Origin of the sequence: Candidatus Endomicrobiellum trichonymphae (assembly GCF_002355835.1) — a bacterium.
Taxonomy (GTDB): Bacteria; Elusimicrobiota; Endomicrobiia; order Endomicrobiales; family Endomicrobiaceae; genus Endomicrobiellum; species Endomicrobiellum trichonymphae.
The window spans coordinates 696827-722461 of the sequence record NZ_AP017459.1; the positions used below are offsets into that span (position 1 = coordinate 696827).

Consider the following 25635-nt stretch of genomic DNA (forward strand, 5'->3'; position numbering starts at 1 on the left):
CTATAGATACTTTCTTATTCTATCAAAAAAAAGCCTTGTTTTTCAAGGCACCATTTATTCAGTCAACCCGATTAAATATTTGTCCAAAAATATTACATCCTTTTTTCTGAGATAGAAATACTTTATATAAATATAACAGATTTTTGGGATTTTTTAACTCAGTGTTTGTGAATTTTTTTGAATCTTTATAACTGTTTAAAAAAAGCAGAAAGCATTTTAACTTTCAGGGAAATCAAATGGTTTATATGCGTCAGTAAACTGATAAAATTCTTAGATTACTGCCTTTGCCATAAACATCTTTTTACGTTATCAGTTATGAATTATTCGTATATCGGCACCGAGTTTTTTTAACTTCTTTTCAAGCATATCGTATCCTCTATTCAAATGATAAATCCTTGAAACGACAGTTTTGCCTTTTGCGGCAAGTCCGGCTAAAACAAGAGCAGCTCCGGCTCTCAAATCCGACACCATTACAGGCGCGCCCGAAAACTCTTTAACGCCTTTTATATTTACTGTTTTACCATTTACTGTTATATCAGCCCCAAATCTCTGAAGTTCAGAGACATGCAAAAATCTATTTTCAAAAACATTCTCTTCTATACAGGACTCCCCATTTAAGAGACACATCAGAGACATCCATTGAGCCTGAACATCGGTAGGAAATCCCGGATACGCTTCTGTTTTTACATTTTGCGGTTTTAAATTTTTTACCCATTCTGCAGAAATTGTATTTTTTGTTTCTTTAATGCACAATCCGCACTTTTTTAATTTATCATTTACTGACTTTAAGTGCTGCGGAATAACTTTTTTGAGAATAACTCCTCCTTTAGTTATTGCTGCGGCGATTAAATATGTAGCAGCTTCTATTCTGTCAGGAATTACTTCGTGCATAAAACCGTGAAGTTTATCTACACCTTCTATTTCAATATTTTTTGTTCCCGCTCCCATCACTTTTGCACCCATTTTAGTTAAAACGTTTGCCAAATCTTCTATTTCTGGTTCGCGGGCGGCGTTTTTGATTATAGTTTTGCCTTTTGCTAGAACTGCGGTAAGCAATATATTTTCAGTCGCACCGACGCTTGGAAACCTAAAGCTTATCGTTGCGCCTTTAAGTCCGTTTTTTGCAGAAGTTTTTACATAACCGCCTTTTACTGAGATTTTAGCGCCCAATTTCTTAAATGCAGCTAAATGTATATCCACAGGTCTTGCACCTATAGCACATCCGCCGGGCAGCGATACTTCAATTCTTTTAAGTCTTACAAGCAGAGGTCCCATTATTAAAATGCTTGCGCGCATTTTTCTTACTAAATCATACGGCGCTATATGTTTATATTTGTACGAAGAGTAAGCTTTTACGGTATTTCCTTCTTTAACAGTTTTTTTACCTATAAAATTCAAAAACGCAATCGCCGTATCTATGTCGGTAAGAGACGGAACATTTGTTATCATTACGGGATCGTCTGTAAGAAGAGTCGCAAACAATATAGGCAAGGCGGAATTTTTTGACCCTGATACAACGATTTCACCTTTTAACTTCTTGCCTCCGCGTATTACTATTTTATCCATTTTTAATCCTTAAAAAGCATTGCCACTTCATTTTCATTCCATTCAACAAACCTCATACCGCTCCGCGGATATTTGATTATTGCGGCTGGAAAGTTATCATCGTTTAACATCACTGCAGCGTTCTATATTTCATAAGTTTTTCCTGCTACATAAGATTAATTTCTTTCAATCTGTACTAATGTCTGTTCATCTACATTTTTATGATTACTGTGCGGGCATTTTGACAATCTTAAACCCTTTCGCAAGCAGATAGTATTTCAATATACAGCTTCATTTTTTCCTTTCCAATTCGCATCTGAATGATTTGCCGACGTTTACTGTTTGCGGAACGATTCTAGGCTTGTTTACTGCTGGTTTTTCAAGTTGTTTAGGAAAACAGCGGAATAAGCTCTAAACTGCCTTGATAACTACCTGTTTTATCGTAGCAGTTATAATTTTTATACAACAGGCTTAAACTAAAAACTTTATAGGCGTTTTTGCAAGTCCATTTTGATTTCCCGTTACCGCAGGCTTTCAGCCCGCTAGAGTTTTCAATCGGATTTATCTCACTTTTACTCAAAATAAATGCATTATTCACCACCTTTTTAACGCTGGTTATAAAAAATTAAGCAATATAAATAAATATTTATGTAAAAACATTATATGCAAGAACTGTTGATAGTTCCCTCTCTGTTTTTCTAGTGTAATAAAAAATCAACAGAGTAAAATGTTCTTATTCTTATTATTTATTTTATGCCCTATTACATTTGCGGATAGAGTTTACAGCTCTGCCCACAATTTCTTTTTACTTCTATTTATTTTATACTTATTTTTTTACCTCATTTATCAGAGAATTTTACAACTTCTCATTTTAAATTCATTTCCCTTATTTATTTTAGGAAATATAACGCTCAAGTTCACTAAATTATTCTACATAGCATGTGGTTTTTTACCTTGCGGCTCATCGCTTTTAGGTTGTTTAGTATCATTCCCAGACTGTTTATATTACCTCTCTTTCCTCTTTCTGCTGCTGGAGATGTCCACTCTTACGTCTTCAAATCTCTTATTTTCCTTTCCCAAGTTCTCATTTTTCCTTAACTTTCTGCTTATAAAAACCAAAATACCAAACAGCAGGGGATAATCGCTATCGTCCCAACAATTGGGATACAAAATCAACGCTCCACACCTTTTCCATTTTCCCTACGCTTGCTTTACCCGCCTCACCTTCTTGCTCCACTCAAACACTTTAGGCTTCAAACCGCTAAAGCTTAACAACACTAACGACATCAAAACGCAAATACTAGTTATTTTTTTCATCATTATTCCTAAATCTTTATTTTCTATATTTTAATTCTGCTGTTTCTGATCAGGAAAAACACACCATTTATCAACTATTACCATTATCTCAGCCTTATCCCCTTAAAAAGTTATAGGGTTGGATCGAAGCTGTTAATTCAAACCACAAACATTATTTTTATAGTAGCTTTTTGCACTATAAATATAATAGCCTCTTTTTACTTCTCTCTAAGTTATACTTATTTTTTCTATTCCCTCTGTTTAAATTGATAACTTCCGTTTCCTAGTTTTGCATCTTACTATGCTCATAGAACTCTATTTTTGGTTGTATTTTCATCATCACTGCTACTAGCAGATTTCCATGGAAACCCATCACCTTGATAACTTGACTGCGGCAGTTATTTTTTCCCCAAAAGAATTACGAACTTTCTTGTCCCGGGGGTAGCACAGGGGCTTTTCATCTTTCTTCCCCTCAAAGAGCTTTCCTTTATTTTCATTGTTCGTACTATCATTTTAACCATTCTAGCGACTGTTCTGATATTCTGTGGCGGGTCAACGAATTTTTTTGTTGATTAATTTCTATAAACAGCTGGAACAAGTTTCCAACCCAGAGTAGAAACTCCAACTGTCCCGACTACCCACCACTTGTACTCCTAAAGATAGCGTCCGACAACGACTGCGCAATTCTTTATTATTTTCATTCTTATTTAAAAACACAAAAGCAAGGATCAAACATTCTTTTTTCTCCATCCTCAAAACCCTTGTCCACACTTCAAGGAAACCATAAACCGTTTTTCACTTTAGATTTCTAATCCGCAACGAACTTCCCGACACTTTCTGCTATCAGAAACGCTCTCACTAATATAAATGTATGCTTCATATTCTTCTAAACATCTTTAATCATCACAAGGTATATCGTCTGTTGAATTCACTCCATATGTCATATTTATCCATCAATGTATTAAATTACTTTTTTTCTACTAAATACAACTTTAATATTATCAATCACGGAACTTTGCATATAAAAACAAATTCTTTATGCCCGTTAAAAAATGTTTTACCTGAATTAAAAAATTTATGGTCATAATCATAAATTTTCAATTTACCCAATTTGGATAAAATATCTTGAAGTTGCTCAAATTTAATTTTATTATTAGATGCTTCACTATTAGCATGATAAGTATTATTATATGATAGTACAATATATTTGGTTTTAAGTTTAGACAATAAATCTGTTAAAGAATTTAATGCCTTTGATTTTGAATAATCACTTTTTTTGTTATTTCTTGGCATTTTTAGAGTTTTACCTGAAATTGACATCTTTTTCCACTCTGCTATATTCTCTAATATATGATAAAAATTTATATACTGCCTTGCATTATACGGAGGGTCTATATATGTTAAATCTGCAATTATGCTATCAGCAATACTATTAGCATTTTTGCAAGTAATTATTGGCGAATATTTATATTGTTTAATTTTAAGAGGGAGAAGTTCTATTTTTTTATCCTTTGGAGTAGAAGATAAGAATGCTTCATAGTGTCTAACAGTATTTGCAATTTTGTCAGCTGAGTACAGTAAAGAACTGAGAAGTATGTAATATTCTCGTTCCGTTACTTCATTTTTTATAGTTTCTAAATGTTCTCTTACAGAACCTATAAATTTCGCATTAGAGTATGAAAAGTATGTTCCAGAAAATGTATCTGAAAAATAATTATCTTTTATATAATCTTTTGAATTGTTATAATAATTCAATAATTTATATATTTTGGCTTGATTGTATTTGCCACTAGAAAGCCACGCATTATAAAAAATATAATTTGAATACAAACTATCATTTATATAGACTTTTTTATTTTGTGATAAAAAATATTCAGAAACTACTCCTGTCCCGGCAAATAAATCAGAAAAAGTGTTAAATTTGATATTCTCCAGATCTAACACTTTCACAATAAAACTAATGAGCTTTGATTTACTACCAATATACCTACGATTTTGTATTTTATACACTATAATTTGTTATTAAAACCTCTTCTTCTGGCGTTGCCCTATCCTTTTTATTATAACTTGAAGAACGATAATGATAACTTATGTAATTAATATCGAATTTATTCTTTTTAATCCATGATAATAAGATTTTATTTACATTAGCGCCTTTTCTTAATACATTTGATAGAGCGAATCTTATTCCTTTTTCGTTCAAATACAACAAAACTGAAAGTAATTCTGTCTCTTTAACCTCATCCCACTTTGAACCGCTCCAATTATAAACAGCATTTGTAATTAAATATGGCGGATCTATATAAACAAAATCATCTTTGCGTAAATCAAGCTCTTTAATAACTCTAAAATCTGATTGAACAAACTTAATGTTTTTATTCTTTAGTCCATATTTAAAAGAAGTTAATTTTTTGCGAATACTTTCATTAAAGTCTGTTTTACCAACAGGCATATTGAACTTCCCTGCAGAATTAAAACGCAAGTCATTATTAAAACAAAAAACTAACAGGGTAAATAAACACACTGCACTGTCTCTATGCGTATTAAAAGAATCATCATTATAAAAACTACGTAACTTTGCATATCCTTCAGCATTAAACTGTTTTAAGCCATTATTTCCCTGAATATATTTTCTGTACATATCATAGCCATTATTGAAAGTATCTGATAATTTGAATGTGTTGATAAATCCCTCCATCTTATCAATAATTAATTTCTCAGATAAGAAGCGAAGAGTTTTTAATAGTTCTATAACTTTTTTATTATTGTCAAAACAAATAATATATTTAGCATTTACATTTAGCCCAACACTTGCTCCGCCACAACACATATCTACAAATTTGTTTATTTTTTGTGGGAAATGAGGGAATAGTTGATCTAAAAGCCTTGATTTATTCCCTGTGTAGTTTAATGGAGATTTTATCATTTATTTTCTTCCAAATCTTCCTCTAATCCGTAAAAACTCCCAAGAGTATTAATATCAACAAAAATACCTTTTTTAATCCACGCTTTTTTATCTATTCCACTATACATTTTAATCAGCAAATCTTTAACAATATTATTCTGTGCGTTATGTAATTTACGATGACAATTTGGACATAAGGGTATCATGTTTTCTTTTATATCTATATCATTGTTAAACAAATGAGAATGCTCTAACTTTATTAGATGATGAATTTCAAGATAAACTAAACGCTTCTTAGTTAAAAAATATCCTTTCTTATGCCACTCTGAGTAGTCCCCATAATCAAAAAAACATCTTTTTTCATATTTATTAATAACCTCTTGCTTTTGATCTAATGAAAACTTACGACTAGTATTTTTATTAAAAAGAACATTCTTATCTTCTTCTTTTACTCCAGAAGCGTAAAAAATGACTTCTAATATATACTTTGATAATCTCTTAAAAATTTGTTTTGTTAAATCTTTATCATTATCGCCAATTCCCAGAAACTTATTAAGCCCTTTTGTAAATAGTAAATCAACATAAGTATTGATAATTTTTTCTCTTTTTTCCTTTAAATTATCAATACCTGTATTCTTTAAACAAGTCTTTTTAAAAATGTAATAATTTACTACTGTAAAAACATCAGATACAAAATTCTTTTTTCCACCGGCATTTAGTATCTTTATTCTTAATGGACTATCTTTTCCATTAATATATTTGTATAAATATTCTAAATCGTTATCTTTTACTTCATTAGATAATATTTTATAGGCAAACTCATACCCTATATCGCAAGTTGGATTATATAAGATGGAAGATACAAAAAGCCTATTATTATTATTATTATTTAAAATTAAATCTTGCGCAGTTGCTACTAAATCGCCATTGAAATTATTGGTAATTTTATCAATATCAATTAATGACTGTTTATCAATGCCAAAATATCTCCCCAATAAAAGATATAAATATAGAAAAGCCGTCACATATTGAATACCATTCTTTTGAATGATACCATAAAGTTTTTCTGCCAACAAGTTCAAATTAGGATTATTTTCAACATTCCTAAATAATAGAGAAGCTAACTCTAACCTTTTAAATTTCTGTTTATGTTTTCTCTATTGCCTTATATTATAACACCAATTTTTCCAAGCCAATGGATTTTTTTTCTTTTTGAGATATTCAGGAACAAGTTCATTTATATATTTTGAGATTGTTTGGGGACTTCTTATATTTGTTGTAATATACCCGAAAATCCTTGTTTGCTTGGTATGAGTGTTGGAAACAAAACTTTCTGTGTTTATTTTTTCTATAAATTCTTTTATCTTTTGCACAATTTCCTCTGTCATCTGCCCATACTATTGCCACATATGTATTACGTATAATTGCAAGTAATATTTTATTCAACTGTCCATTACCCAATATTGGTAATTTTAGGATATAGAACTTAATTTTATCACTCAATTACATCATTTTTATATCAAACTGTATTCTTTGAAGCTGAAATAATTATTATTTGAAATTATTATGTGATCTAAAAGCGAAATTTCTATAGATTCCAAAGCCTTTTTCACAGCAACAGTTGCATTTATGTCATTTTGCGACGGTTTCAAAGTACCACCGGGATGATTATGCGCTATCACAACAGAAGCAGCTCTGCATTTTAACGCAATTTCCGCAATTTTTCTTGGTATAAGCAAAGATTTATTTACAGTACCGCTTTCAATTTCTAAACAATCAGTAACTCTATTTCCTGAATTTAACAATATTGCATAAAATTTCTCTATATTCTCACCGCTTAAAGTTGAAATCAAATAATCTTTCACATTTTTGGGTGACGATAATCTGTCTTTTTCTTTTATATCTAAAGACAAATACAGAGAAACAAACTTTTTCAAAAATAACAGAAACTCTGCAGAATAGTCTGAAATGCCTTTAATTCCTTTCAACTGATCTGTATCAGCGTCAAAAACTTGTTTTAGGCTGCCGAATTTATTTATCATTTCTTTTGCCAAAGCTTTCACGTCTTTTCTGGGCAAAACGTATGTCAATGTTAATTCCAATATTTCATAATCCGCAAGATTACTGAATCCTCCGGAAATAAATTTTTTTCTCAGACGGCATCTGTGTCCTAAATAATGAGGCTCTGGCTTTTTTATATTCATCAATAAATTATTTTTCCCTGCATCTCTTTTTTTGCAAGGCACATTTTCCTCCCTTCAAGCATCTTTTCTTTAGCACGTTTAGAACGCTTTCTTTTTTGTCTGCGAATTCTTTCTATTTTCTGCCGTTTCTCGGATATTCTTCCTAAAACTTTTTCTTCAATTTTTTCTGCAAGCAACCGTCTTGCAAAAAATCTGTTTAATCCTTGAATTCTCTCTCTGCGACACTTTACTTCTATTCCCGTTGGATAATGCTTCAGATAAACAGTTGTCGAAACTTTGTTGACATTCTGCCCGCCTTTTCCCGAAGAACGGATAAACTTTTCTTCAATATCTGATTCCTGAACTTTGCACTTTTCAAACTTTTTATCAAGTTCCTCTTGTTTTTTTGGACTTACTCCAAAATCTGTCATATCCGTACCTTTTGATTTCTCATATCTCTAATAAGTTCTGACTGGCTTGTAAACAATGCAATGCAAGCTGATAATTTTTTACAAGAGAAGTAATAATTCCTATTATTTCAAGCACAGGTCCAAAAATATTATTCCATACAGCTGAAAAATCATCATAACCCCCATAATAGTCGGTTTTTTTACCAGCGCATTGTAAAAATTTAAAGATGAAATATTTCTTTTTTCGTAGGAATACAAAATATCAGAATAGGTAAAAATCAACTCATTAAAATCGTTTACTTTATAATTGCAGGTCTTTTTCAGATAGCTTTAATAAATTTTAACAACTCAAACTTGAAAATGACATTCCCTAAATCAAAAACTGTAATTTTTACACTTATATTCCAATTTAAATGCTGCTCATAACATTTTGAATTTTTTTAACAACTATATATTATTTAGCAAACATGTTCTCTAATACTTCATTCAATATAAATCCAAATCTATTCTTAATTTCAGAAAAAGAATTTATTATTCTGTCATAATCTTATACAACTGCCGCAGGAGAAAAAAGACTTATAATACTTTTCTTGCCATCTTATTCCTACAGTCAACTTAAATTTAAGCTAGCACAAAAAATATTAATTCTCTCAATTCTTCCTCTTAAAAGGATCATGAGGATATGGTTTTGTCGTCTGGACATGAGAATGCAAAACGACTGTCAACTACCCCGGAACACCGTGCGACGAATATGGATGACGCACATCCTTTCCGTGCACCATAAAAATAACATCTTCGCTGATATTTGTAGCATGATCGCCAAGTCTCTCTATGCTTTTTGTTACAAAAATCAAATCTACGGTTCTTTGAATAGTATCAATATCTGAAGATTTAAGTATTAAATTTTTAAGATTAGTGAGAACTCTGTTTTTTAAATCGTCAACTTCATCGTCTTTTGCAAGCACCGACACTGCAAGTTCGGAATCGCTCGTATTAAAAGCTTTTATACAGTCCATTACCATATTTTGCACAGCTTCCACCATTTTAGGAATGTAAACAAGAGATTTAATTTTGGGATACTTTATTAAATCCAACGCCATCTCACTTATATTTACGGCTTCGTCGCCCATTCTTTCTAAATCACTATTAATACGCATTGCGGAAGTTATAAATCTTAAATCAATGCTGACAGGCTGATTTAAAGCTATAAGTTTTAAACATTTATCGTCAATAACTATTTCCTGAATATTAACTTCTTTTTCAAGACAAAATACAGTATCAGCCTGCTTAGGATCTCTTTCGACAAGCTCCTGCATCGCAGTTTTTATCATTTTTTGAACAAGTACAGCCATATTAAGAAGATGATTTTGTAAATCACTCATTTCAACATCAAAACGCCGCATATTTTACCCTCCCCTTAAAAAACAGAGTTAAAGTTAAGATTGAAAATGGCATATATTTACTTCATCGCCTTTGCTACTTCAATGACAGCAAAATATCTTTCTGTCGCTTATTGTACTATAGTCCTTAACCAAACCTGCCGCTTATATAATCTCCCGTTTCTTTTTTTGACGGATTTGTAAATATTTTTTCAGTCTTATCAAATTCTATAATTTCGCCAAGAAGCATAAAGGCAGTATTATGTGAAATTCTCGCCGCTTGCTGCATGTTGTGCGTTACTACTACAATGGTATATCTGTCCTTTAATTGAATTATCAATTCTTCAATTTTCTGTGTTGCAACCGGATCAAGAGAAGAACAAGGCTCGTCAAGAAGAATAACATGAGGAGCTATAGCAATAAGTCTTGCAATGCAAAGTCTTTGCTGTTGTTCCAAAGTCAAAATTAATGCTGATTTGCGCAGTTTATCTTTAATATCGTTCCACAACAAAACGGCTTTTAAACTTCTTTCCACAGTTTCGTCAATAATACTCTTATTTGAAGTTATTCTGTTAACTTTTAAACCAAAAGCAACATTTTCATAAATTGAAATCGGAAAAGGATTGGGTCTTTGGAAAACCATTCCGACATTTCTTCTCAAAGCATCCACATCAATTTTCTCGCCGTAAATATTTTCGCCGGATATGTTGATTTCGCCATTTGTATAAACGTTTTCTATCGTGTCATTTATTCTGTTTATCGATCTTAAAAGAGTAGACTTGCCACAGCCTGACGGACCTATCATCGCGGTAATTCTTTTTTCTTCAATATTAATAGTAATATTTTTGAGCGCATGAAAATCTGCATAATATAAATTAAATTTTTTTATTTCTATTTTTGACATACGCTCCCCAAAATCAACCGCATTTGTAAAACCAGCGAAATTACGCCGTACGAATGGAAATGATAATCGGTAAAACTATCAACCAAAGCGGCCGGTAATATAATCTTCCGTTTGTTTTTCTTTCGGAGATACAAATAATCTATCAGTTTTACCAATTTCAACAAGTTTACCCATAAGAAAGAATGCCGTCCTATCGCTAACGCGTGATGCCTGTTTTACATTATTTGTCACAAGCACTATAGTATATCTCTGCTTAAGTTCAATCATCGATTCTTCAACCTTTGCCGTAGATATTGGATCAAGTCCCGTGCAAGGCTCGTCAAATAAAATAACTTCAGGGTTAATTGCAAGAATTCTTGCAATACAAAGTCTCTGTTGCTGTCCGCCAGACATTTTCATTGCAGATAAGCTTAATCTGTCTTTAACTTCATTCCATAAAGAAGCGTCTCTTAAAGCCTGTTCAACTATAGCATCCTGTTCTGATTTCTTTGAAATAAGCCCCAGACGTTTCGGAGCATAGATAATATTTTCATATATGCTCATAGGAAGCGGTATAGGCATAGCAAAAAGCATACCGATGCGTTTTCTTAAATTCTCCATATTCATATCAAAAATATTGTCACCTATGAGATAAACTTTGCCTTCTCGCGAATAAGTTGCATCCAAATCGTTCATTCTGTTTATAGTTCTCAAAAACGTCGTCTTGCCGCTGTTTGCCGGCCCTATAATGCTTAAAATTTCATTTTGGGCGATATTAATGTTCAACGATTCCAAAACGCATTTTTTATTATAATAACAACTCAAATCTTCAACTTTAATTTTATCTACCATTTTCTGCGTTTCCTTAAATAAATTCTTGCAACGATCGCAATAAAGCTCATTGTCAAAACCATCAGCAAAAGCACAAGAGCCGTACCGAATATCACATTTTCAGGCATATTAGGAATCTGCGTTGAAATAATATACAAATGGTACGGTAAAGTCATTACCTGATCAAGCACAGAACGCGGTAAATGCGGAACAGAAAATGCCGTAGCAGTAAATAATATAGGCGCAGTCTCACCGGATATTCTTGAAATGCTTAGTATTGCTCCCGTTAAAATGCCTGAAATAGCATTTGGAAGCACTATGTATCTTATAGTCTGCCAGCGACTTACGCCAAGAGATAAACTCGCATCTCTAAAATAATAAGGGACGCTGTTTAATGCGTTGCGCGACGTGGTTATAATAACGGGAAGTTCCATTATAGACAGAGTTAAAGCTCCGGCAATAATAGAAACGCCCAGTTTTAAAAACATAACAAAAATACCGAGTCCGAATAATCCGTAAACAACCGATGGAACACCAGCCAAATTTACTATAGCAAGTTTAATTATCCTCGTAAGCAAATTATTTTTTGCATATTCGTTTAAATATATAGCCGCAAAAACACCTATCGGAAGAGTTATAGCAATAGCACAAGTGACTATTAAAAGAGTACCAAGTATCGCGGGAAGAATTCCCCCTCCGCGCATTCCGTCCTTAGGCATCGACATTAAAAACTCCCAAGTTATAGCTGATACTCCATTTTTTATGATTATAAAAATTATCATTACGACTGGAATAACAGTTAAAACTGTGGCGAGAAAGAGAATTGTGTATGAAAATTTCTGGGACAATTTAGGATTTAGTTTTATCATTTATTTTTATTATTCCCAAGAAATAAATCCGCTATAAAGTTTACGATAAACGTCACTATAAAAAGCACAAGTGCTATGGCAAATAACGCTCTATAATGAATGCTCCCTACGACAGTTTCCCCCATTTCTGAGGCTATTACAGCCGTCATAGTTCTCACTGGCTCGAAAATCGAATGAGGAATACGCGCAGAGTTTCCGGTTATCATCATAACAGCCATCGTCTCTCCGATAACTCTGCCTATTCCAAGCATTATCGCGGCAATTATTCCAGGCATTGCCGCTTTCAGTACAATTCTTCTTATAGTCTGCCATTTAGTAGCTCCTAAAGCGAGCGCCCCTTCTTTATACTGACAAGGAACCGAACGTATTGCATCTTCTGATATCGTTACTATTGTAGGCATAGCCATAAATGCAAGCATTATTGAACCCGAAAAAGCCGTAAGTCCGGTAGGTATGTTAAAAAGTGTTCTAACAAAAGGGACAAGTGTAACCATTCCGACAAATCCTATAACTATACTTGGAATTGCAGCCATAAGCTCGACTAAAGACTTCAAAACGTCACGTACGCCTTTAGGCGCAATTTCTGAAATGTAAAGTGCGGTCATAATGCCAATAGGAACCATTATTATGCATGCTCCGACAGTAACTAAAACAGAGCCGATAATTAAAGGAAGAATACCAAATGATTTAGTGTCTGAAGTCGGATACCAAAACTGTCCGGTAATAAATTTTATAATGCCGAAATCTTTAAAAAAACTAAAACCTTCTTTAAACAAAAATCCAAAAATTAAAATGACAAAAACAATAGATAATATTCCGCATATAAAAATTACCGTTTCAATTACAGTGTCTATAATTTTTCTCATTTTGATCTTTTAATAATAATATATGTTGTACTCAATAAAATACAATAACACAAATATATCTCATACTTTCAAAGATGGTGATGTTGTAACAGCATTTACTTTTTTTAGAAAACATGAATAACGCATCACTGATTTTCCTTGCTGCAAAAAACTTCAATTCTTACTTTACACTCTGTTTCCTTATCGGTATAAAATCAGCTTCCAATACAATTTTTTGCCCCGCGGCCGATAAAGCATAATCAATAAACATTTTTACAACATCCTGTGACTCTCCATTTGTATAAATATATAGAGGTCTTGAAATAGGATACGTACCATTCATCACGTTTTCAGGCATCGGATAAACATATTCGCTTTCCGCATTTACCGCTACCGAAACAGGTTTTACTCTTTCGTCTACAAAACCCATACCGACATATCCTAAAGCATTGGGATTTTGACAAACCTCATTGCATATAGTCTGCGAAGACGACATCATAAGCGACTGAGTGGAAAACTCGTTTTTATTATTTTTATCACCAACACCTAAGACACGCTCTTTAAAAAACATATACGTTCCTGAATTACTTTCCCTTGAAAGAATTACTATTTTTCTGTTTCTTCCTCCGACCTCTTTCCAGTTTGTAATTCTTGCCATGAAAATATCTCGCAACTGTTCTAATGTAAGTTTATTTACTGAATTATTTTTATTTACAATTACAGCAAGTCCGTCAAGACCAATCTTAAATTCAACGGGGTTTATATTTTTACTCTCCGCCAGCATCTTTTCTTTTTCTTCTATTCTACGGGAAGACATTGCAATATCACATGTTCCGTTTATTAAAGATGCAAAGCCAGTCCCCGATCCACCCCCCGTAACACTTATGTTAAACGACGGATTCTGTTCTACAAACTTTTCTACCCATTCTTGAATAAGATTTACGATAGTGTCAGATCCTCTGATTTGTATAGATATGCCGCCATGCCTATCGCCGACTTGCGATTTCACGCAAGCGTAGAAAAATACGTATATTAAAAGAACCGTAATAAGTTTAGAAATTTTCATTATTCCCACTCTATAGTAGCGGGCGGTTTATTGGAAATATCATAAACTACTCTGTTGGTGCCTTTAACTTCGTTTATAATTCGAGAAGATATCTTACTGAGCAGCTCATAAGGAAGTTTTACCCAGTCTGCCGTCATCGCATCTTCAGAATTTACGGCTCTTATGGCAATTACATATTCATAAGTTCTGGCATCTCCCATAACGCCTACAGTTTTAACAGGCAGTATTATAGCAAAAGACTGCCAGATTTTCTCATAAAGCCCAGCTTTTATTATTTCTTCCGTTACTATATTGTCTGCTTCTTTTAAAATATTTAGTTTTTCTTTCGTTATCTCGCCTAATGTTCTTATGGCAAGTCCAGGACCCGGAAAAGGCTGCCTATCTATGATTTCTGACGGAACCCCGAGTTCTTTTCCTAAAACTCTCACCTCATCCTTAAATAAAAACCTCAGAGGTTCAACAAGTTTCATTTTCATTTTTTCAGGAAGTCCGCCGACATTGTGATGACTTTTAATCGGAGATTTCGCTCCCTTTATAGAAACACTCTCTATAACATCAGGATATATCGTTCCCTGCAAAAGAAAATTTATGCCCTTCAACTTTTTTACTTCTCCATCAAAAACTTCTATAAAAGTGTGACCTATAATTTTTCTCTTTTGTTCAGGATCGGTTATACCTTTAAGTTTTGACAAAAATATTTTTTTTGCGGAAACTATAATAAGATTTTTACCGAACATTCTGCCAAATACTTTACGCACTCTTTCAGTCTCACCGAGCTTCTGAAGTCCGTGGTCAACATAAACGCATATAAGCTGCTTCCCTATAGCTTTATAGAGCATTACAGCCGCAACGGAAGAATCAACTCCGCCTGAGAGAGCACATAAAACTTTGCTTTTTCCAACCTGTTTATGAATTCTTTTAACTTCCTCCACAATATAAGATTTCATAGTCCAGTCGCGTTTTAAACCGCAGATTTTAAATATAAAATTTTTCAAGATTGTCCTGCCGTTAACAGAATGCTTTACCTCAGGATGAAATTGTACACCGTATATGTTCTTTGCTGTATTCTCTATCGCCGCATAAGGAGAGTTATCTGACTTTGCCGTTATCTCAAAACCTTTTGGAATTTTTGAAAGTTTGTCGCCATGGCTCATCCATAGAGTTTCTTCGGAACTAAGTCCATTAAATAAAGAACTGTTACATTTTACATTTACATTCGCAAGACCGAATTCCCTGCGTTTTGACGGAGCAACTTTTCCGCCGTGAAGTTCCGCTATAAGCTGCATACCGTAACATATTCCCAAAATAGGAACATCAAGTTCCCATATTTCAGGATCAGGCCAAGGAGCATCTTTTGAGTAAACACTTTCATAACCGCCTGAAAGAATTATGCCCTTTAAATCCTTAATTCCGGAAAAAGATTTTATAGGTTTATTCCCAGGGCATAGTTCGCAATATACTTTCTCTTCCCTTATGCGTCTTGCGATCAGCTGCGTGTACTGCGAACCAAAATCCAATATCAAAATCATCCATTTGCCTCATATTTTCTTTCCTTCATTTACGTTTTGCATTGTATCAAATTTTTGCAGAAGTTATGATTTTCTGAGTCTGATATTTTCCTCTTCTGTCGGCATAAGAGACCTCACAAACTTCACTTGCCCCTAAAAATAAAACCTGCGCTATTCCTTCATTTGCATAGACTTTTGCCGGAACCGATGTCATATTTGCTATTGAAAGAGTAACATATCCATTCCATTCAGGCTCAAACGGAGTGATGTTTACAAAAATTCCACATCTTGCATAAGTCGATTTGCCGAATGCAATTGTTACAATATTTCTCGGAATTCTAAAATATTCTATTGTCTTACCTAAAACCACGGAATTCGGCAAGATCTCTATATAATCCTTAACTGTTATGGATTCAAGCAGATTACCACTTGTTCTTTTAGGATCCAAAACAAAATCTTTATTTTTGACTTTCATAATCATAAACTCGTTTGAAAGACGCATATCATATCCGTAAGAAGAAGTACCAAAAGAAATTTTTCCACACCTGATCTGTCGGGGCTCAAACGGATCTATCATCTTATATTCAAAAGCCATCTTTTTTATCCACTTATCATTTTTAACCACTTTCTCACCTTTTATATAAATAATTATAAAATAAGTTCAAAATGTCGACACTCAACAAAAAAGGAACATTTAATTTTTTCAGCAAAATTTTAAAATCGTTAACACAATGTAAATTACCTTTCATTTCAATATAATTTATATTCTCGGATTTTAATTGATTTCTGTTTTGCTCACTCAAAGTATCCGCAATAAAGATATCGGTACCTCTGGCATATATTACATCCGCACTCTCAGGATTCCCCTTGCCCATAAGCTTAACCTCAACTCTATATTCTTTTTCTTTTCTGCTATCATAGAGTTTAAAATCAACTTCTCTATCAAAATTTAAAGTCCCATCTTTTTAAAAAATTGAACTATTAATATATTCCTCTGGCACTTTACATAATTTACACAGTTTTAATATAAAGGTTTTTCAACTTTTTTGCCTATTGAACTCCATGCCCCCCCCTCGTATCGCTATTTTTTTTGTTGCACTTCCACGCATATTAGTGATTGTCTTTTTATTTATACCTGCAAATATTGCTTTATCATCAGGAGAAATATTATCTGCAGCAATAAAATGTTTTTTATACCAAACCAAGTCAACATTATTTTCTTGAATTTTTACAGCAACTATCTTCTTGAAAAAATCTACAGCAAAATCAAGAAAAGACACATTTATTGCATTCACAACTTCATCGCGATAATCATCGCCTTTAACCAATTTACTTACAGCACTATCAATGACTTCTTTTTCAAAGGTTATCATAATTTTCTTCTTCCAATTTTTTTATATACTTATTATCCATTTCACACAACACTGGAATTCTTTTCCTCTTTTTTGCCACTCTTCCAAAAGTCCCAGAACCCGCAAAAGGATCTAAAACTACATCTCCACTAAAAGAATAATATTTTAAAACTTTTTCACATAATTTTTCTGGAAAAACAGCCGGATGATCTTTATCTATTTTTGGAGATATATGCCAACAATTTGACGTATCTGTATTTTCAACGGCATTTGCCAATATTCTTGTTTTCATCTAGCAAAAAAGGCGTCTTTTTCCTGTAAACCAATAAACTTTCAGTAACACAGTTAGGTTTATAAGACAAAGGCATACCGGTTTGTAAATAACCCGCAATTCTGTTTGGAACTGTATACTCAGGTTTAATCCATATAATTTCATCTATAAAATAAAAACCTGCTTCTTCTAAAATCTTATGAAAGTCAAAGTGAATTGGATATCTAACACTTTCAAACTCTCGACCAGGTCTTTTTGTAATTACCGGAGAAACATTTATAATAATAAAACGTCCATCTTCTAATACACGATTACATTGTTTTAAAACACTACACATCTTTTCTAAATACCTTTCATAAGACGTATAATCAGAATACATCCTGGCATTATAATATGGCGGAGATGTAAATATAAAATGTATAGTTTTACTCTGAATTCTTAACAAAGTTTGCTCGCTATCGCCTTTTAATAAAGTTGCCTTTATAATTTTTCTCTTGTTTTTTACATCCAATAATTTCGATTTTTTCTATGCAAAAAATATTCATACATCTTATGCATTACTTCATTGTTGTAAAAAGATAATAGACGATTCCCCAATTCTTGAAATTCAATTTTACTAAATCTATACAATGTTGTACGAAACATTTGATAAACAAGTTCCATATATGTTTTTTTAAAACCTTCTTTCATTATAAACTCATAAATTTTTTTATCAATTTATTGTCTTCCAATAGACGAAACAACTTCCCTTTTTATATCCAAAGGAAGAATACTGTTATAAAACAATAAGAGTTTATTTAAATTTTCTTCACTCTTTTCTTTACCGAGTTGCTTTATATATTCTATATTTATATTATCTTTACAATAGCTTTCCTCTAAAGCACATTCCATAATAAAACACTCCTATAAAAAACTATCAGCTACATATAGTCTATTTTGCTTCACGAAACATTCAAGACTTAACAACCATGATTAACCGCAATCACGGCAATCAATACATCTTTAGGTTAAAGTTTATTCAATTCTATCCTATTCCAAATCTCAACTGGGAAATATTTTTTTATTGCATCCTGTGCTTTTAAATTATTTTTTAATCTGTTTTAATCCTTTATTATTTTTTCTAATTCGGCTTTCCTCTGTTCAGCCCAAGCACAAATTTTTATTTCTTTTTTAAACCTGACATAATTCTTTTCTACTTCTTTTAAATTATTTCCTTTTGTTAAATGTGAATCTGTGAAATAGTAATTGATTTTCATTGATATATAATTGGATATTTGCAATTCCATTTCTTTTTCTAGCTGTAGAATCACTTCACTTTTAATACTTTCAACAGCATTTTTATCCTGCACCAATAATTTTTCCGACAATAACTTTAAAAAGGATTCGTCAAAAAAAAGATTTTCAATTTCCGCCATTGAAAATGAAAATATATCATTCGATTTTAACTTTTCTAATCTATCAGCTCCATGATGGTCTGAATCAATTAATCCAATTGCTTTTGTTGTCAAATTAGACATTTTATTAAAAGCTTTTGTATAGTTAATGACAGAAAAGCAACTTTCAACAGGAATTATCGTAAAATCAGGAAACAAGATATTATATATTTGTTCATCGATACCACCTTTTTTACCTTCGCAAAACAAAATATTTTTCCTACTACCAAGCAATTCCATCAGCAATTCTTCCGGCAGTTCATTTCCCTTAATATATTCTATTTCCCATTTATCAGGAACACTAAAAGACTTTATCCAAACTTTTTTTGCTAATGCTCTGCTTGTTGCAAAACCTAAGTCATGAGTTAAGTAAATAAAAATGCAATCTTTTCTTTCATCCTCTAAAATATCCCATAATTTATTCAGAATAGTTTTATGTAAATACATTTCAGGCTCGTCAACAATAACAAAACCGTCTTTGGGCGACTGTAAAACATAGGCTATTAAATAAAGCGCTACTTTTTCGCCATCACTCATTTGATATGCTGGATAATTAACGCTCAAATTTGTTTTCATTTTCAAGGTAAAAGTAATACCGCTCTCCACTTCAAGAATTCTATGCTGGATTAGAGAATTCCATATTTTTATCACATTATCTAAATTGTTTTTAGGTAGCTCATAATCTTTATTAGTTCCTCTTTGGATATTATCGCAAAATTTATTTCTTACCTCATTTCTTTCTGCAAGAAGATTGCCAAGCAGCATCTTACATTCATCAAGAACGTAACTTATAGATGTAATACTTGCAGAATAAGGTTCTTTTAATGACTTGTCACGGCTTTGTGATTCTTGTAATTTTATAGAAGTATTAACAATATTAGGAATTGCATCAAAAGTAGGCATTAGTAGAATTTTTTGAGCTGAAATAACAGTCCCGGCAGTCGGTAAATATTGCAATAAGTTCCGGTTTTTACTAAAAAACCCGAGTTTTTTAAAGAAATCAAGATTAAATTGCAATGGTTTTAATTTTTCTGACAATTGTTTAGTTATATTTTCTATTTCTATTTGTTGTTTTATTTACTTCTTATCATCATCTTTAATAAAGTCCAAATTTTGATAGCTTCTTCTATATGAGAAAACATTTAAAATTTGATTAATATCATTTTGAAATTGAGTTAAATAATTAATTTTAATTAATTGTTTTGTATTCGACACTATACCCTTTATTTCAGAACAACAAAATATTGTCTCAGTATATAAATCAAGCATACTTTTATCCACATCACATTTAACTAAAATATTTTTATGCTGTTCTAATCGCTCTATAGCTGAACTAATAAATTGTAAAAAATTTTCTTCTGTCACATTATTACATCATCGTTATAATAATTTTTTTCTGCTTCATATATATTTTAGCATCTGAGGTTTCCAAAACGGAACGGAATTCCTATATGTGTTTTAATATGTTCTTTTGAAAATCGTCATATCCGCAAAAATACCGCAAACGAAAAATATAAACTCAAAAACAAATCAAAAAACTAAAAGCACTTAGAGTAGCTGCATCCACGACAAATAACACAACTTTCGGCAAAAGTCAACATCTCACCGCATTCCGGGCATTGCGGGCATGCTCCCGACGAATTACCGCTTAAACCGGAAGTATAATGTTTTTTTATATATTTTGACGCATAAGGTTCCGAAACAGACATATCCCGAGCGGAAAGAACCGGCGTCATTTTTTCTCTCTTATACGCTTCTAAAGCTTTCGCAACGGCATCCGCGCACGATAAAATTATTCCGCCGTCCGCAAGTGTCGGAGACGGACATCTTATACCTTTCAACTGATCTATAATTCCTTGTTGATCAACGCCAGAGCGCAAAGCTAAAGAAATTAAACGACTTATCGCTTCAGCCTGCGATGAAGTACATCCTCCGGATTTACCAAGCTGCGTAAACACTTCGCACATTCCTCTGTCATCTTCATTTACGGTAACATACATTTTGCCACAACCGGTATGCATAAGGAACGTCAAACCAGTTGTCTTTTTAGGACGAGTTCTCGGTTTTTTCTCATGCAATGCTCCTTGAGAATATTCTTCTTTTTTGTTTGCAAGATTTAACACCTGCACATTCCTGCTTCCGTCGCGGTAAACAGTTACTCCCTTGCAACCCATTTTATATGAAAGAATATAAACTTTTTTTACATCTTCTTTCGTGGCTGAATTAGGAAAATTTACAGTTTTTGATACGGCATTATCCGTAAATTTCTGGAAAGCCGCTTGCATTTTTATATGTTCTTCAGGCGCAATATCATGTGAAGTTACAAAAATTTTCTTTATTTTCTCTGGAATTTCTTTAAATCCGCGTATACTTCCTTTTTCTGATATTTTATCTATAAGTTCCGGCGAATAAAAACCGTTTTCTTTTGCAAGTTTCTCAAAATACGGATTTACTTCATACATCTCTTCATTGTCAAGACATTGCATTCTTTTATAAACAAGCGCAAAAATCGGTTCAATGCCACCGGAAGCCGAAGCTATCATACCAATTGTTCCCGTCGGAGCGATTGTAGTCGTTGTTGCATTTCTTACGGGACTTCCCTTTGCGTATATACTTTTTTTAAAGTTTGGGAAAGATCCTCTCTTAAAAGCAAGCTCTTCGGAAGCTTTACGGGATTTAGAATGAATAAAACCCATAAGTTCTTCGGCAAGCGCCAAAGAATCGTTAGATCCGTAGGGTATACCTAAATACAAAAGCAAATCTGCCCACCCCATAATCCCAAGTCCTATTTTTCTGTTGGAGCGAGTAACCTCGCCAATTTTCTGTATAGGATAATTACTTACATCTATAACGTTGTCAAGAAAATGAACGGCAGTTTTCACTGTTTTCTCAAGTTTTTCCCAGTTTACGTCGTTGTTTTTTACAAAATGACCAAGATTTATTGAGCCTAAATTGCAGGATTCATAAGGAAGAAGTGGCTGTTCTCCACATGGATTTGTAGATTCTATTGAACCCGCCGACGGAGTAGGGTTTTTATGGTTCATTCTGTCAACAAAAACTATACCCGGTTCGCCATTTTTCCATGCTTGATCGACTATCTTGCCAAAAACTTCATTTGCGTTTAATCTGCCTATTATCACACCGTTTCTCGGATTGTAAAGATTATAATATTCTCCTTTTTCCAAAGCATCCATAAACTTTTTTGTAATCGCAACAGATATATTAAAATTATTTAAACTGTCATCTTTATCCTTGCAGATTATAAAATCCAAAATATCAGGATGATCTATCCTCAACATTCCCATATTTGCACCGCGTCTTGTACCGCCCTGTTTAATAGCTTCCGTAGCAGCATTAAAAACTTGCATAAAAGATATGGGACCAGAAGAAATACCGCTTGTGGTTCTTACCACATCTTTTTTAGGACGCAATCTTGAAAATGAGAACCCCGTCCCGCCGCCAGATTTATGTATAAGAGCCGTATTTTTCAAAGTCTCAAAAATTGAATCCATTGAATCGTCTATCGGCAAGACAAAACACGCCGAAAGCTGTTGCAAATGTCTGCCTGCATTCATTAAAGTAGGCGAGTTAGGTAAAAAATCACAAGAAGACATTGTGAGATAAAACTCTCTTATCAATATAGTTATATCCGTATCTTCATCATAAATTTTGTCCGCCTGAGCAATATTTTCGGCAACTCTGTAGAACAAATCTTCAGGACTTTCAATCACATTACCATCTTTATCTTTCTTCAAATACCTTTTTTTTAGAACAGTAAGTGCATTATTCTCTAGATTAACTTTGTTTTCTGAAATTAATTCTTCTTTTTTATCCCGCAACATCAATATCTCCTATATATCTAATTAACTGACTACTATTAAAGTTTTTTATTTTTTTTTCGTCTCTTCACATATTCTTTTTTCAGTTTTTGCAATTCTTTCATAAATGTGCTAATATCATCAAACTTTCTATATACTGATGCAAATCTTATATATGCAATCAAATCAATATTCCAAATCTTTTACCCTATATTCCTCGAAGGAATTTCCATAATACATTCGCCCACAATTTCATCTTCAATTTTACTTACCATTTTATTTATTGTTTCAGACGAAATAGAACGTTTTCTATACATACCTGCCCAAATTTTTCTCCTGTCAAACGGTTCTCTTCTACTGTCTGATTTAACAACCATAATCGGTAGTTCTTTAGGTCTCTCAAAAGTTTTGTAGTTGAGCCATTTCCTGAGTCTTCTTACAGCCGGCACATGTTCGATAGGGAGCGAATCAAGAACCTGATCATTATTAATACCGCAAAAAGGATAATTCATTCTTTTTCTCTCCTTCTATTTTATTGAAATTCAAGAATAATTAAACTATATGTTGTGATAGAAGCAATTTATAACATATATATAGAATTTGTAAATGATTAACACTTATAACAATACTCATCCGTTTTTACATATTTCTAATATCTCTATTATTTACAAATTTATGGGCATACGCTAATTAATCAATTAAGATAGTCTAAAATTTTACTGCAGATTGGCTCTAGCGGTGGATATCCGGGAGAGACTTCAGTTATTTAATGATAAAAGTCTTTTCACAATTATTCAAAAAACTCCCAAAATGAAAACAGACATATAAACATCTAAAATGCATCCAACTCCAAATAACGCTTAAATGATTGAATTAAAAATAAAGTACTAAAAATTATACTTTCTGCAAAATTAAAACTGGCAATACGGTACAACTTTTTTTGTACGGCGTCAAACTGCCGAAATTGATTATATAAAATACCGTCGAAATAAGATGAGGTATTTAATTATGGTTATGAATATTTATATACAAGCGGAAAATTAATCACTGACTGTAAAACAGACTTACAATCAAAATAATATTGAAATATCATTATTTACCTTTTATTTTATCATTTTTAAAAATATAGTCGTCAATCAGTTTTTTCTCAACTGCTTTTTTTAAATCTTTATTTATAAACTCAAAATCTTTTACCCATACGCCGTCTTTTTTATTTGAAGGCCACGCAATCCATAAACCTTTTGCGCTCTGCATAATACGACATTCAATTTCAATATCATCGTCAAAAATGACGGATACAAAAGCTTTTATTTTTAGATGTTTTTTTGAAATCGAAAGTTTATTCGTTTTAAATACGGTTTTTTCAGTTTTTGAAGATATTTTATTTTGATATAAAGCACTGACTAGATATTGCCTGAACTCTCTTTTTAAAATGCCAAATTGTTTATATACTTTATTTTTACTCCTATATATAGGCAATTTAACATCATTATTTTTCAAGAGTATATTTGAAATCTTAATATCATCGTTTAAAACTATTTCAAATGATTTATTATCATGAATAATTTTGGTAATCTTTAATTCAGCATAAAGAGACGAACATAATACGAGAGGAGCAATTAAAACCAATAATGAGATTTTAGCTAATGTCATTTTTTATATCTGCATCATGTTTTATTTTTTGATATTTTATCAAGGAATTCAACATAATGTAAAAGATTTGAATTATATTTTGTGAGAATCTGTAAGCCTGAAATTAAAGAATTTACTTCAAGGGTTTTTTCTCCTTTTGCAAAGGGGGAAATTTATAGTATCTAGCGGAAGTTCCGAAACAAGATATTTTAAAACTATCTATTCGTCTTCAATATCCCGTTCGGAATGCAACAATGAAACCAAATCTTCAATACCAAACAGCATAAGAGGTTCATAATTTATTTTCTCTGTCGTGGTAAAGAACAAAACGCTCGGCATAAAATACTTTTTTACATTCAAGGCAGGATACAACATTAATTCCCCCCCCCTTCCATTAACACACTCTTTCACTCAGGATTATCTGAAATGCTTATTGCAGAAAACAACTCTGCTTCAAAAGCATATCCACAGGGACACTCAATTTCTTCGACAAGATTTGAGATTGTCATTGATAAATTTCCTATGAATTAAAGCTCATATACTGACGTACCAACTAACCTATTCATCATTCTTTTCTGTTATTAGCATTCAAGAATACTTCAGCCGATGAGAGGATTTGAACCTCTGACCCATTGCTTACGAAGCAATTGCTCTGCCAGCTGAGCTACATCGGCACAGTTTATAGCCAACTAACTTAATTACGACACTGCCTCATAGTCAATAGAAGCCGTATTAAAAAACTACGAAAAATATGCTGAGGGACAGAATTGAACTGTCGACACCAGGTTTTTCAGACCTGTGCTCTACCAACTGAGCTACCTCAGCACACAATAAAAGTTTTTAATTGATCTTTTTTACTGAATTTATCAGAAGTCTCTTTTCCGTCACTTTCGCTTACTTTATTTTAGAAGAAACCTTAAACTGGCTTTCATCATCTTTGAAATCATCGCTTAAATTGCTGACAGTGTCCACTATTTCTTCGCCGAACTTTTTAATGTTGCTTCTCGTCTCTCTTCCCGATTTGGGAGCATACAGTATTCCCAGAGTCGCTCCTATTAAACCGCCTAAAACAAAAGCCAAAAGCGTATCTCTATTATCGCTCATTTTATTCCCCATGCGTTCTGTTTTTTCTTTCACTGACACTTAAAAAAGCATAAAAAAGAAATGAAATCCCCTTAATAACCAAAGACGATAACTTTCTTCTCATTGATGCAACACCAGAAACTTTATTGACACCATCTAGTTCGCTGTTTATTTTCTTTATAAACCTTCTAAATTCTATCGCAGATTTCTTTATCCCAATCAGCATAAGTATTAGAAAAACTGTCACTGCCACTACGGAAAGAGTTATTAAAATAACTCCTATAATAATAAATACTAAACCTATAGAATTCATATTCGAGTATTTT

The 25635-nt window shown here is 32.6% G+C and carries 23 protein-coding genes, 2 tRNA genes and 2 pseudogenes; all 27 read right to left on the reverse strand.

Annotated elements, in window-relative coordinates:
• Positions 1-309: 309 nt before the first annotated feature.
• On the reverse strand, positions 310-1566 hold the full coding sequence (murA, locus tag RSTT_RS03485) for a UDP-N-acetylglucosamine 1-carboxyvinyltransferase (RefSeq protein ID WP_096525687.1): 1257 nt from the start codon (positions 1564-1566) through the stop codon (positions 310-312).
• A gap of 2280 nt (positions 1567-3846) precedes the next feature.
• Entirely contained in the window at positions 3847-4851 is a 1005-nt protein-coding gene (locus RSTT_RS03495) for a DNA adenine methylase (protein WP_269457753.1), read from the reverse strand.
• Complete coding sequence (locus RSTT_RS03500) at positions 4844-5767, reverse strand: Dam family site-specific DNA-(adenine-N6)-methyltransferase (RefSeq protein WP_096525690.1); 924 nt, start codon at positions 5765-5767, stop codon at positions 4844-4846. The genes RSTT_RS03495 and RSTT_RS03500 overlap by 8 nt, the downstream gene beginning before the upstream one ends.
• Entirely contained in the window at positions 5764-6819 is a 1056-nt protein-coding gene (locus RSTT_RS03505; protein WP_172412852.1) for an HNH endonuclease signature motif containing protein, read from the reverse strand. The genes RSTT_RS03500 and RSTT_RS03505 overlap by 4 nt, the downstream gene beginning before the upstream one ends.
• A gap of 84 nt (positions 6820-6903) precedes the next feature.
• Positions 6904-7134 (reverse strand): hypothetical protein, encoded by a 231-nt coding sequence (locus tag RSTT_RS03510; RefSeq protein WP_096525692.1) that lies wholly within the window; start codon positions 7132-7134, stop codon positions 6904-6906.
• A gap of 126 nt (positions 7135-7260) precedes the next feature.
• Positions 7261-7992 carry a RadC family protein gene (gene radC / locus RSTT_RS03515; protein WP_096525693.1) on the reverse strand — a complete coding sequence of 244 codons (732 nt, stop codon included), beginning with the start codon at positions 7990-7992 and terminating at the stop codon, positions 7261-7263.
• Complete coding sequence (locus tag RSTT_RS03520; protein ID WP_015423407.1) at positions 7950-8360, reverse strand: peptide chain release factor family protein; 411 nt, start codon at positions 8358-8360, stop codon at positions 7950-7952. Before RSTT_RS03520 ends, radC begins: the two co-directional genes overlap by 43 nt.
• Positions 8361-9064: 704 nt before the next feature.
• Positions 9065-9742 carry a phosphate signaling complex protein PhoU gene (phoU, locus tag RSTT_RS03525; RefSeq protein ID WP_015423406.1) on the reverse strand — a complete coding sequence of 226 codons (678 nt, stop codon included), beginning with the start codon at positions 9740-9742 and terminating at the stop codon, positions 9065-9067.
• A gap of 124 nt (positions 9743-9866) precedes the next feature.
• A complete protein-coding gene (pstB, locus tag RSTT_RS03530) occupies positions 9867-10622 on the reverse strand; it encodes a phosphate ABC transporter ATP-binding protein PstB (RefSeq protein ID WP_096525694.1) in 756 nt (251 codons plus the stop codon).
• Positions 10623-10700: 78 nt separating this feature from the next.
• Positions 10701-11453 carry a phosphate ABC transporter ATP-binding protein gene (locus RSTT_RS03535; RefSeq protein ID WP_015423404.1) on the reverse strand — a complete coding sequence of 251 codons (753 nt, stop codon included), beginning with the start codon at positions 11451-11453 and terminating at the stop codon, positions 10701-10703.
• Positions 11447-12301, reverse strand: a complete 855-nt coding sequence (gene pstA / locus RSTT_RS03540) for a phosphate ABC transporter permease PstA (RefSeq protein ID WP_015423403.1) — start codon at positions 12299-12301, stop codon at positions 11447-11449. Before pstA ends, RSTT_RS03535 begins: the two co-directional genes overlap by 7 nt.
• Positions 12298-13167: a phosphate ABC transporter permease subunit PstC gene (pstC, locus tag RSTT_RS03545; RefSeq protein WP_015423402.1), complete on the reverse strand. Its 870-nt coding sequence runs from the start codon at positions 13165-13167 to the stop codon at positions 12298-12300. The genes pstA and pstC overlap by 4 nt, the downstream gene beginning before the upstream one ends.
• Positions 13168-13327: 160 nt before the next feature.
• Entirely contained in the window at positions 13328-14212 is an 885-nt protein-coding gene (locus RSTT_RS03550) for a phosphate ABC transporter substrate-binding protein (RefSeq protein WP_096525695.1), read from the reverse strand.
• Positions 14212-15741 (reverse strand): glutamine-hydrolyzing GMP synthase, encoded by a 1530-nt coding sequence (gene guaA / locus RSTT_RS03555; protein WP_096525696.1) that lies wholly within the window; start codon positions 15739-15741, stop codon positions 14212-14214. The genes RSTT_RS03550 and guaA overlap by 1 nt, the downstream gene beginning before the upstream one ends.
• 46 nt (positions 15742-15787) lie before the next feature.
• Positions 15788-16345 (reverse strand): dCTP deaminase, encoded by a 558-nt coding sequence (gene dcd, locus RSTT_RS03560; protein ID WP_231941932.1) that lies wholly within the window; start codon positions 16343-16345, stop codon positions 15788-15790.
• 4 nt (positions 16346-16349) lie between these two features.
• Positions 16350-17090 (reverse strand): annotated as a pseudogene (locus RSTT_RS07185) (CfrBI family restriction endonuclease).
• A pseudogene (locus RSTT_RS06970) lies at positions 17080-18234 on the reverse strand (DNA-methyltransferase). The pseudogenes RSTT_RS07185 and RSTT_RS06970 overlap by 11 nt, the downstream one beginning before the upstream one ends.
• Positions 18235-18443: 209 nt before the next feature.
• Positions 18444-19814: an AAA family ATPase gene (locus RSTT_RS03575; protein WP_149030031.1), complete on the reverse strand. Its 1371-nt coding sequence runs from the start codon at positions 19812-19814 to the stop codon at positions 18444-18446.
• A gap of 39 nt (positions 19815-19853) precedes the next feature.
• Positions 19854-20141, reverse strand: a complete 288-nt coding sequence (locus tag RSTT_RS03580) for a hypothetical protein (protein WP_095558781.1) — start codon at positions 20139-20141, stop codon at positions 19854-19856.
• A gap of 173 nt (positions 20142-20314) precedes the next feature.
• Entirely contained in the window at positions 20315-22618 is a 2304-nt protein-coding gene (locus RSTT_RS03585) for a vitamin B12-dependent ribonucleotide reductase (protein WP_096525698.1), read from the reverse strand.
• Between the two features lie 179 nt (positions 22619-22797).
• On the reverse strand, positions 22798-23106 hold the full coding sequence (locus RSTT_RS03590) for an ATP cone domain-containing protein (protein ID WP_095558780.1): 309 nt from the start codon (positions 23104-23106) through the stop codon (positions 22798-22800).
• A 580-nt stretch (positions 23107-23686) separates the two neighbouring features.
• The gene (locus RSTT_RS03595; RefSeq protein WP_015423396.1) at positions 23687-24247 is read right to left on the reverse strand and encodes a septation protein SpoVG family protein; all 561 of its coding nucleotides are present in this window, start codon (positions 24245-24247) and stop codon (positions 23687-23689) included.
• Positions 24248-24445: 198 nt separating this feature from the next.
• Positions 24446-24637, reverse strand: a complete 192-nt coding sequence (locus RSTT_RS05915) for a hypothetical protein (RefSeq protein WP_149030032.1) — start codon at positions 24635-24637, stop codon at positions 24446-24448.
• A 190-nt stretch (positions 24638-24827) separates the two neighbouring features.
• Positions 24828-24900: transfer RNA gene (locus RSTT_RS03600), tRNA-Thr, on the reverse strand.
• A gap of 78 nt (positions 24901-24978) precedes the next feature.
• Positions 24979-25051 (reverse strand) — tRNA-Phe (locus tag RSTT_RS03605).
• Between the two features lie 69 nt (positions 25052-25120).
• Positions 25121-25330 carry a YtxH domain-containing protein gene (locus RSTT_RS03610; RefSeq protein WP_015423161.1) on the reverse strand — a complete coding sequence of 70 codons (210 nt, stop codon included), beginning with the start codon at positions 25328-25330 and terminating at the stop codon, positions 25121-25123.
• A 1-nt stretch (position 25331) separates the two neighbouring features.
• Positions 25332-25622 (reverse strand): DUF948 domain-containing protein, encoded by a 291-nt coding sequence (locus RSTT_RS03615; RefSeq protein WP_095558677.1) that lies wholly within the window; start codon positions 25620-25622, stop codon positions 25332-25334.
• Positions 25623-25635: the final 13 nt, after the last annotated feature.

Excerpts from the sequence above, each read along its gene's own strand:
- RSTT_RS03535 (WP_015423404.1), bottom strand. The coding sequence starts at position 11,453 with ATGGTAGATAAAATTAAAGTTGAAGATTTGAGTTGTTATTATAATAAA.
- pstC (WP_015423402.1), bottom strand. The coding sequence starts at position 13,167 with ATGAGAAAAATTATAGACACTGTAATTGAAACGGTAATTTTTATATGC.
- guaA (WP_096525696.1), bottom strand. The coding sequence starts at position 15,741 with ATGATTTTGATATTGGATTTTGGTTCGCAGTACACGCAGCTGATCGCA.
- murA (WP_096525687.1), bottom strand. The coding sequence starts at position 1,566 with ATGGATAAAATAGTAATACGCGGAGGCAAGAAGTTAAAAGGTGAAATC.
- RSTT_RS03585 (WP_096525698.1), bottom strand. The coding sequence starts at position 22,618 with ATGTTGCGGGATAAAAAAGAAGAATTAATTTCAGAAAACAAAGTTAAT.
- phoU (WP_015423406.1), bottom strand. The coding sequence starts at position 9,742 with ATGCGGCGTTTTGATGTTGAAATGAGTGATTTACAAAATCATCTTCTT.
- RSTT_RS03590 (WP_095558780.1), bottom strand. The coding sequence starts at position 23,106 with ATGAATTATCCTTTTTGCGGTATTAATAATGATCAGGTTCTTGATTCG.
- RSTT_RS03550 (WP_096525695.1), bottom strand. The coding sequence starts at position 14,212 with ATGAAAATTTCTAAACTTATTACGGTTCTTTTAATATACGTATTTTTC.
- RSTT_RS03610 (WP_015423161.1), bottom strand. The coding sequence starts at position 25,330 with ATGAGCGATAATAGAGATACGCTTTTGGCTTTTGTTTTAGGCGGTTTA.
- pstA (WP_015423403.1), bottom strand. The coding sequence starts at position 12,301 with ATGATAAAACTAAATCCTAAATTGTCCCAGAAATTTTCATACACAATT.
- RSTT_RS03595 (WP_015423396.1), bottom strand. The coding sequence starts at position 24,247 with ATGACATTAGCTAAAATCTCATTATTGGTTTTAATTGCTCCTCTCGTA.
- RSTT_RS03510 (WP_096525692.1), bottom strand. The coding sequence starts at position 7,134 with ATGACAGAGGAAATTGTGCAAAAGATAAAAGAATTTATAGAAAAAATA.
- RSTT_RS03500 (WP_096525690.1), bottom strand. The coding sequence starts at position 5,767 with ATGATAAAATCTCCATTAAACTACACAGGGAATAAATCAAGGCTTTTA.
- RSTT_RS03615 (WP_095558677.1), bottom strand. The coding sequence starts at position 25,622 with ATGAATTCTATAGGTTTAGTATTTATTATTATAGGAGTTATTTTAATA.
- RSTT_RS03520 (WP_015423407.1), bottom strand. The coding sequence starts at position 8,360 with ATGACAGATTTTGGAGTAAGTCCAAAAAAACAAGAGGAACTTGATAAA.
- pstB (WP_096525694.1), bottom strand. The coding sequence starts at position 10,622 with ATGTCAAAAATAGAAATAAAAAAATTTAATTTATATTATGCAGATTTT.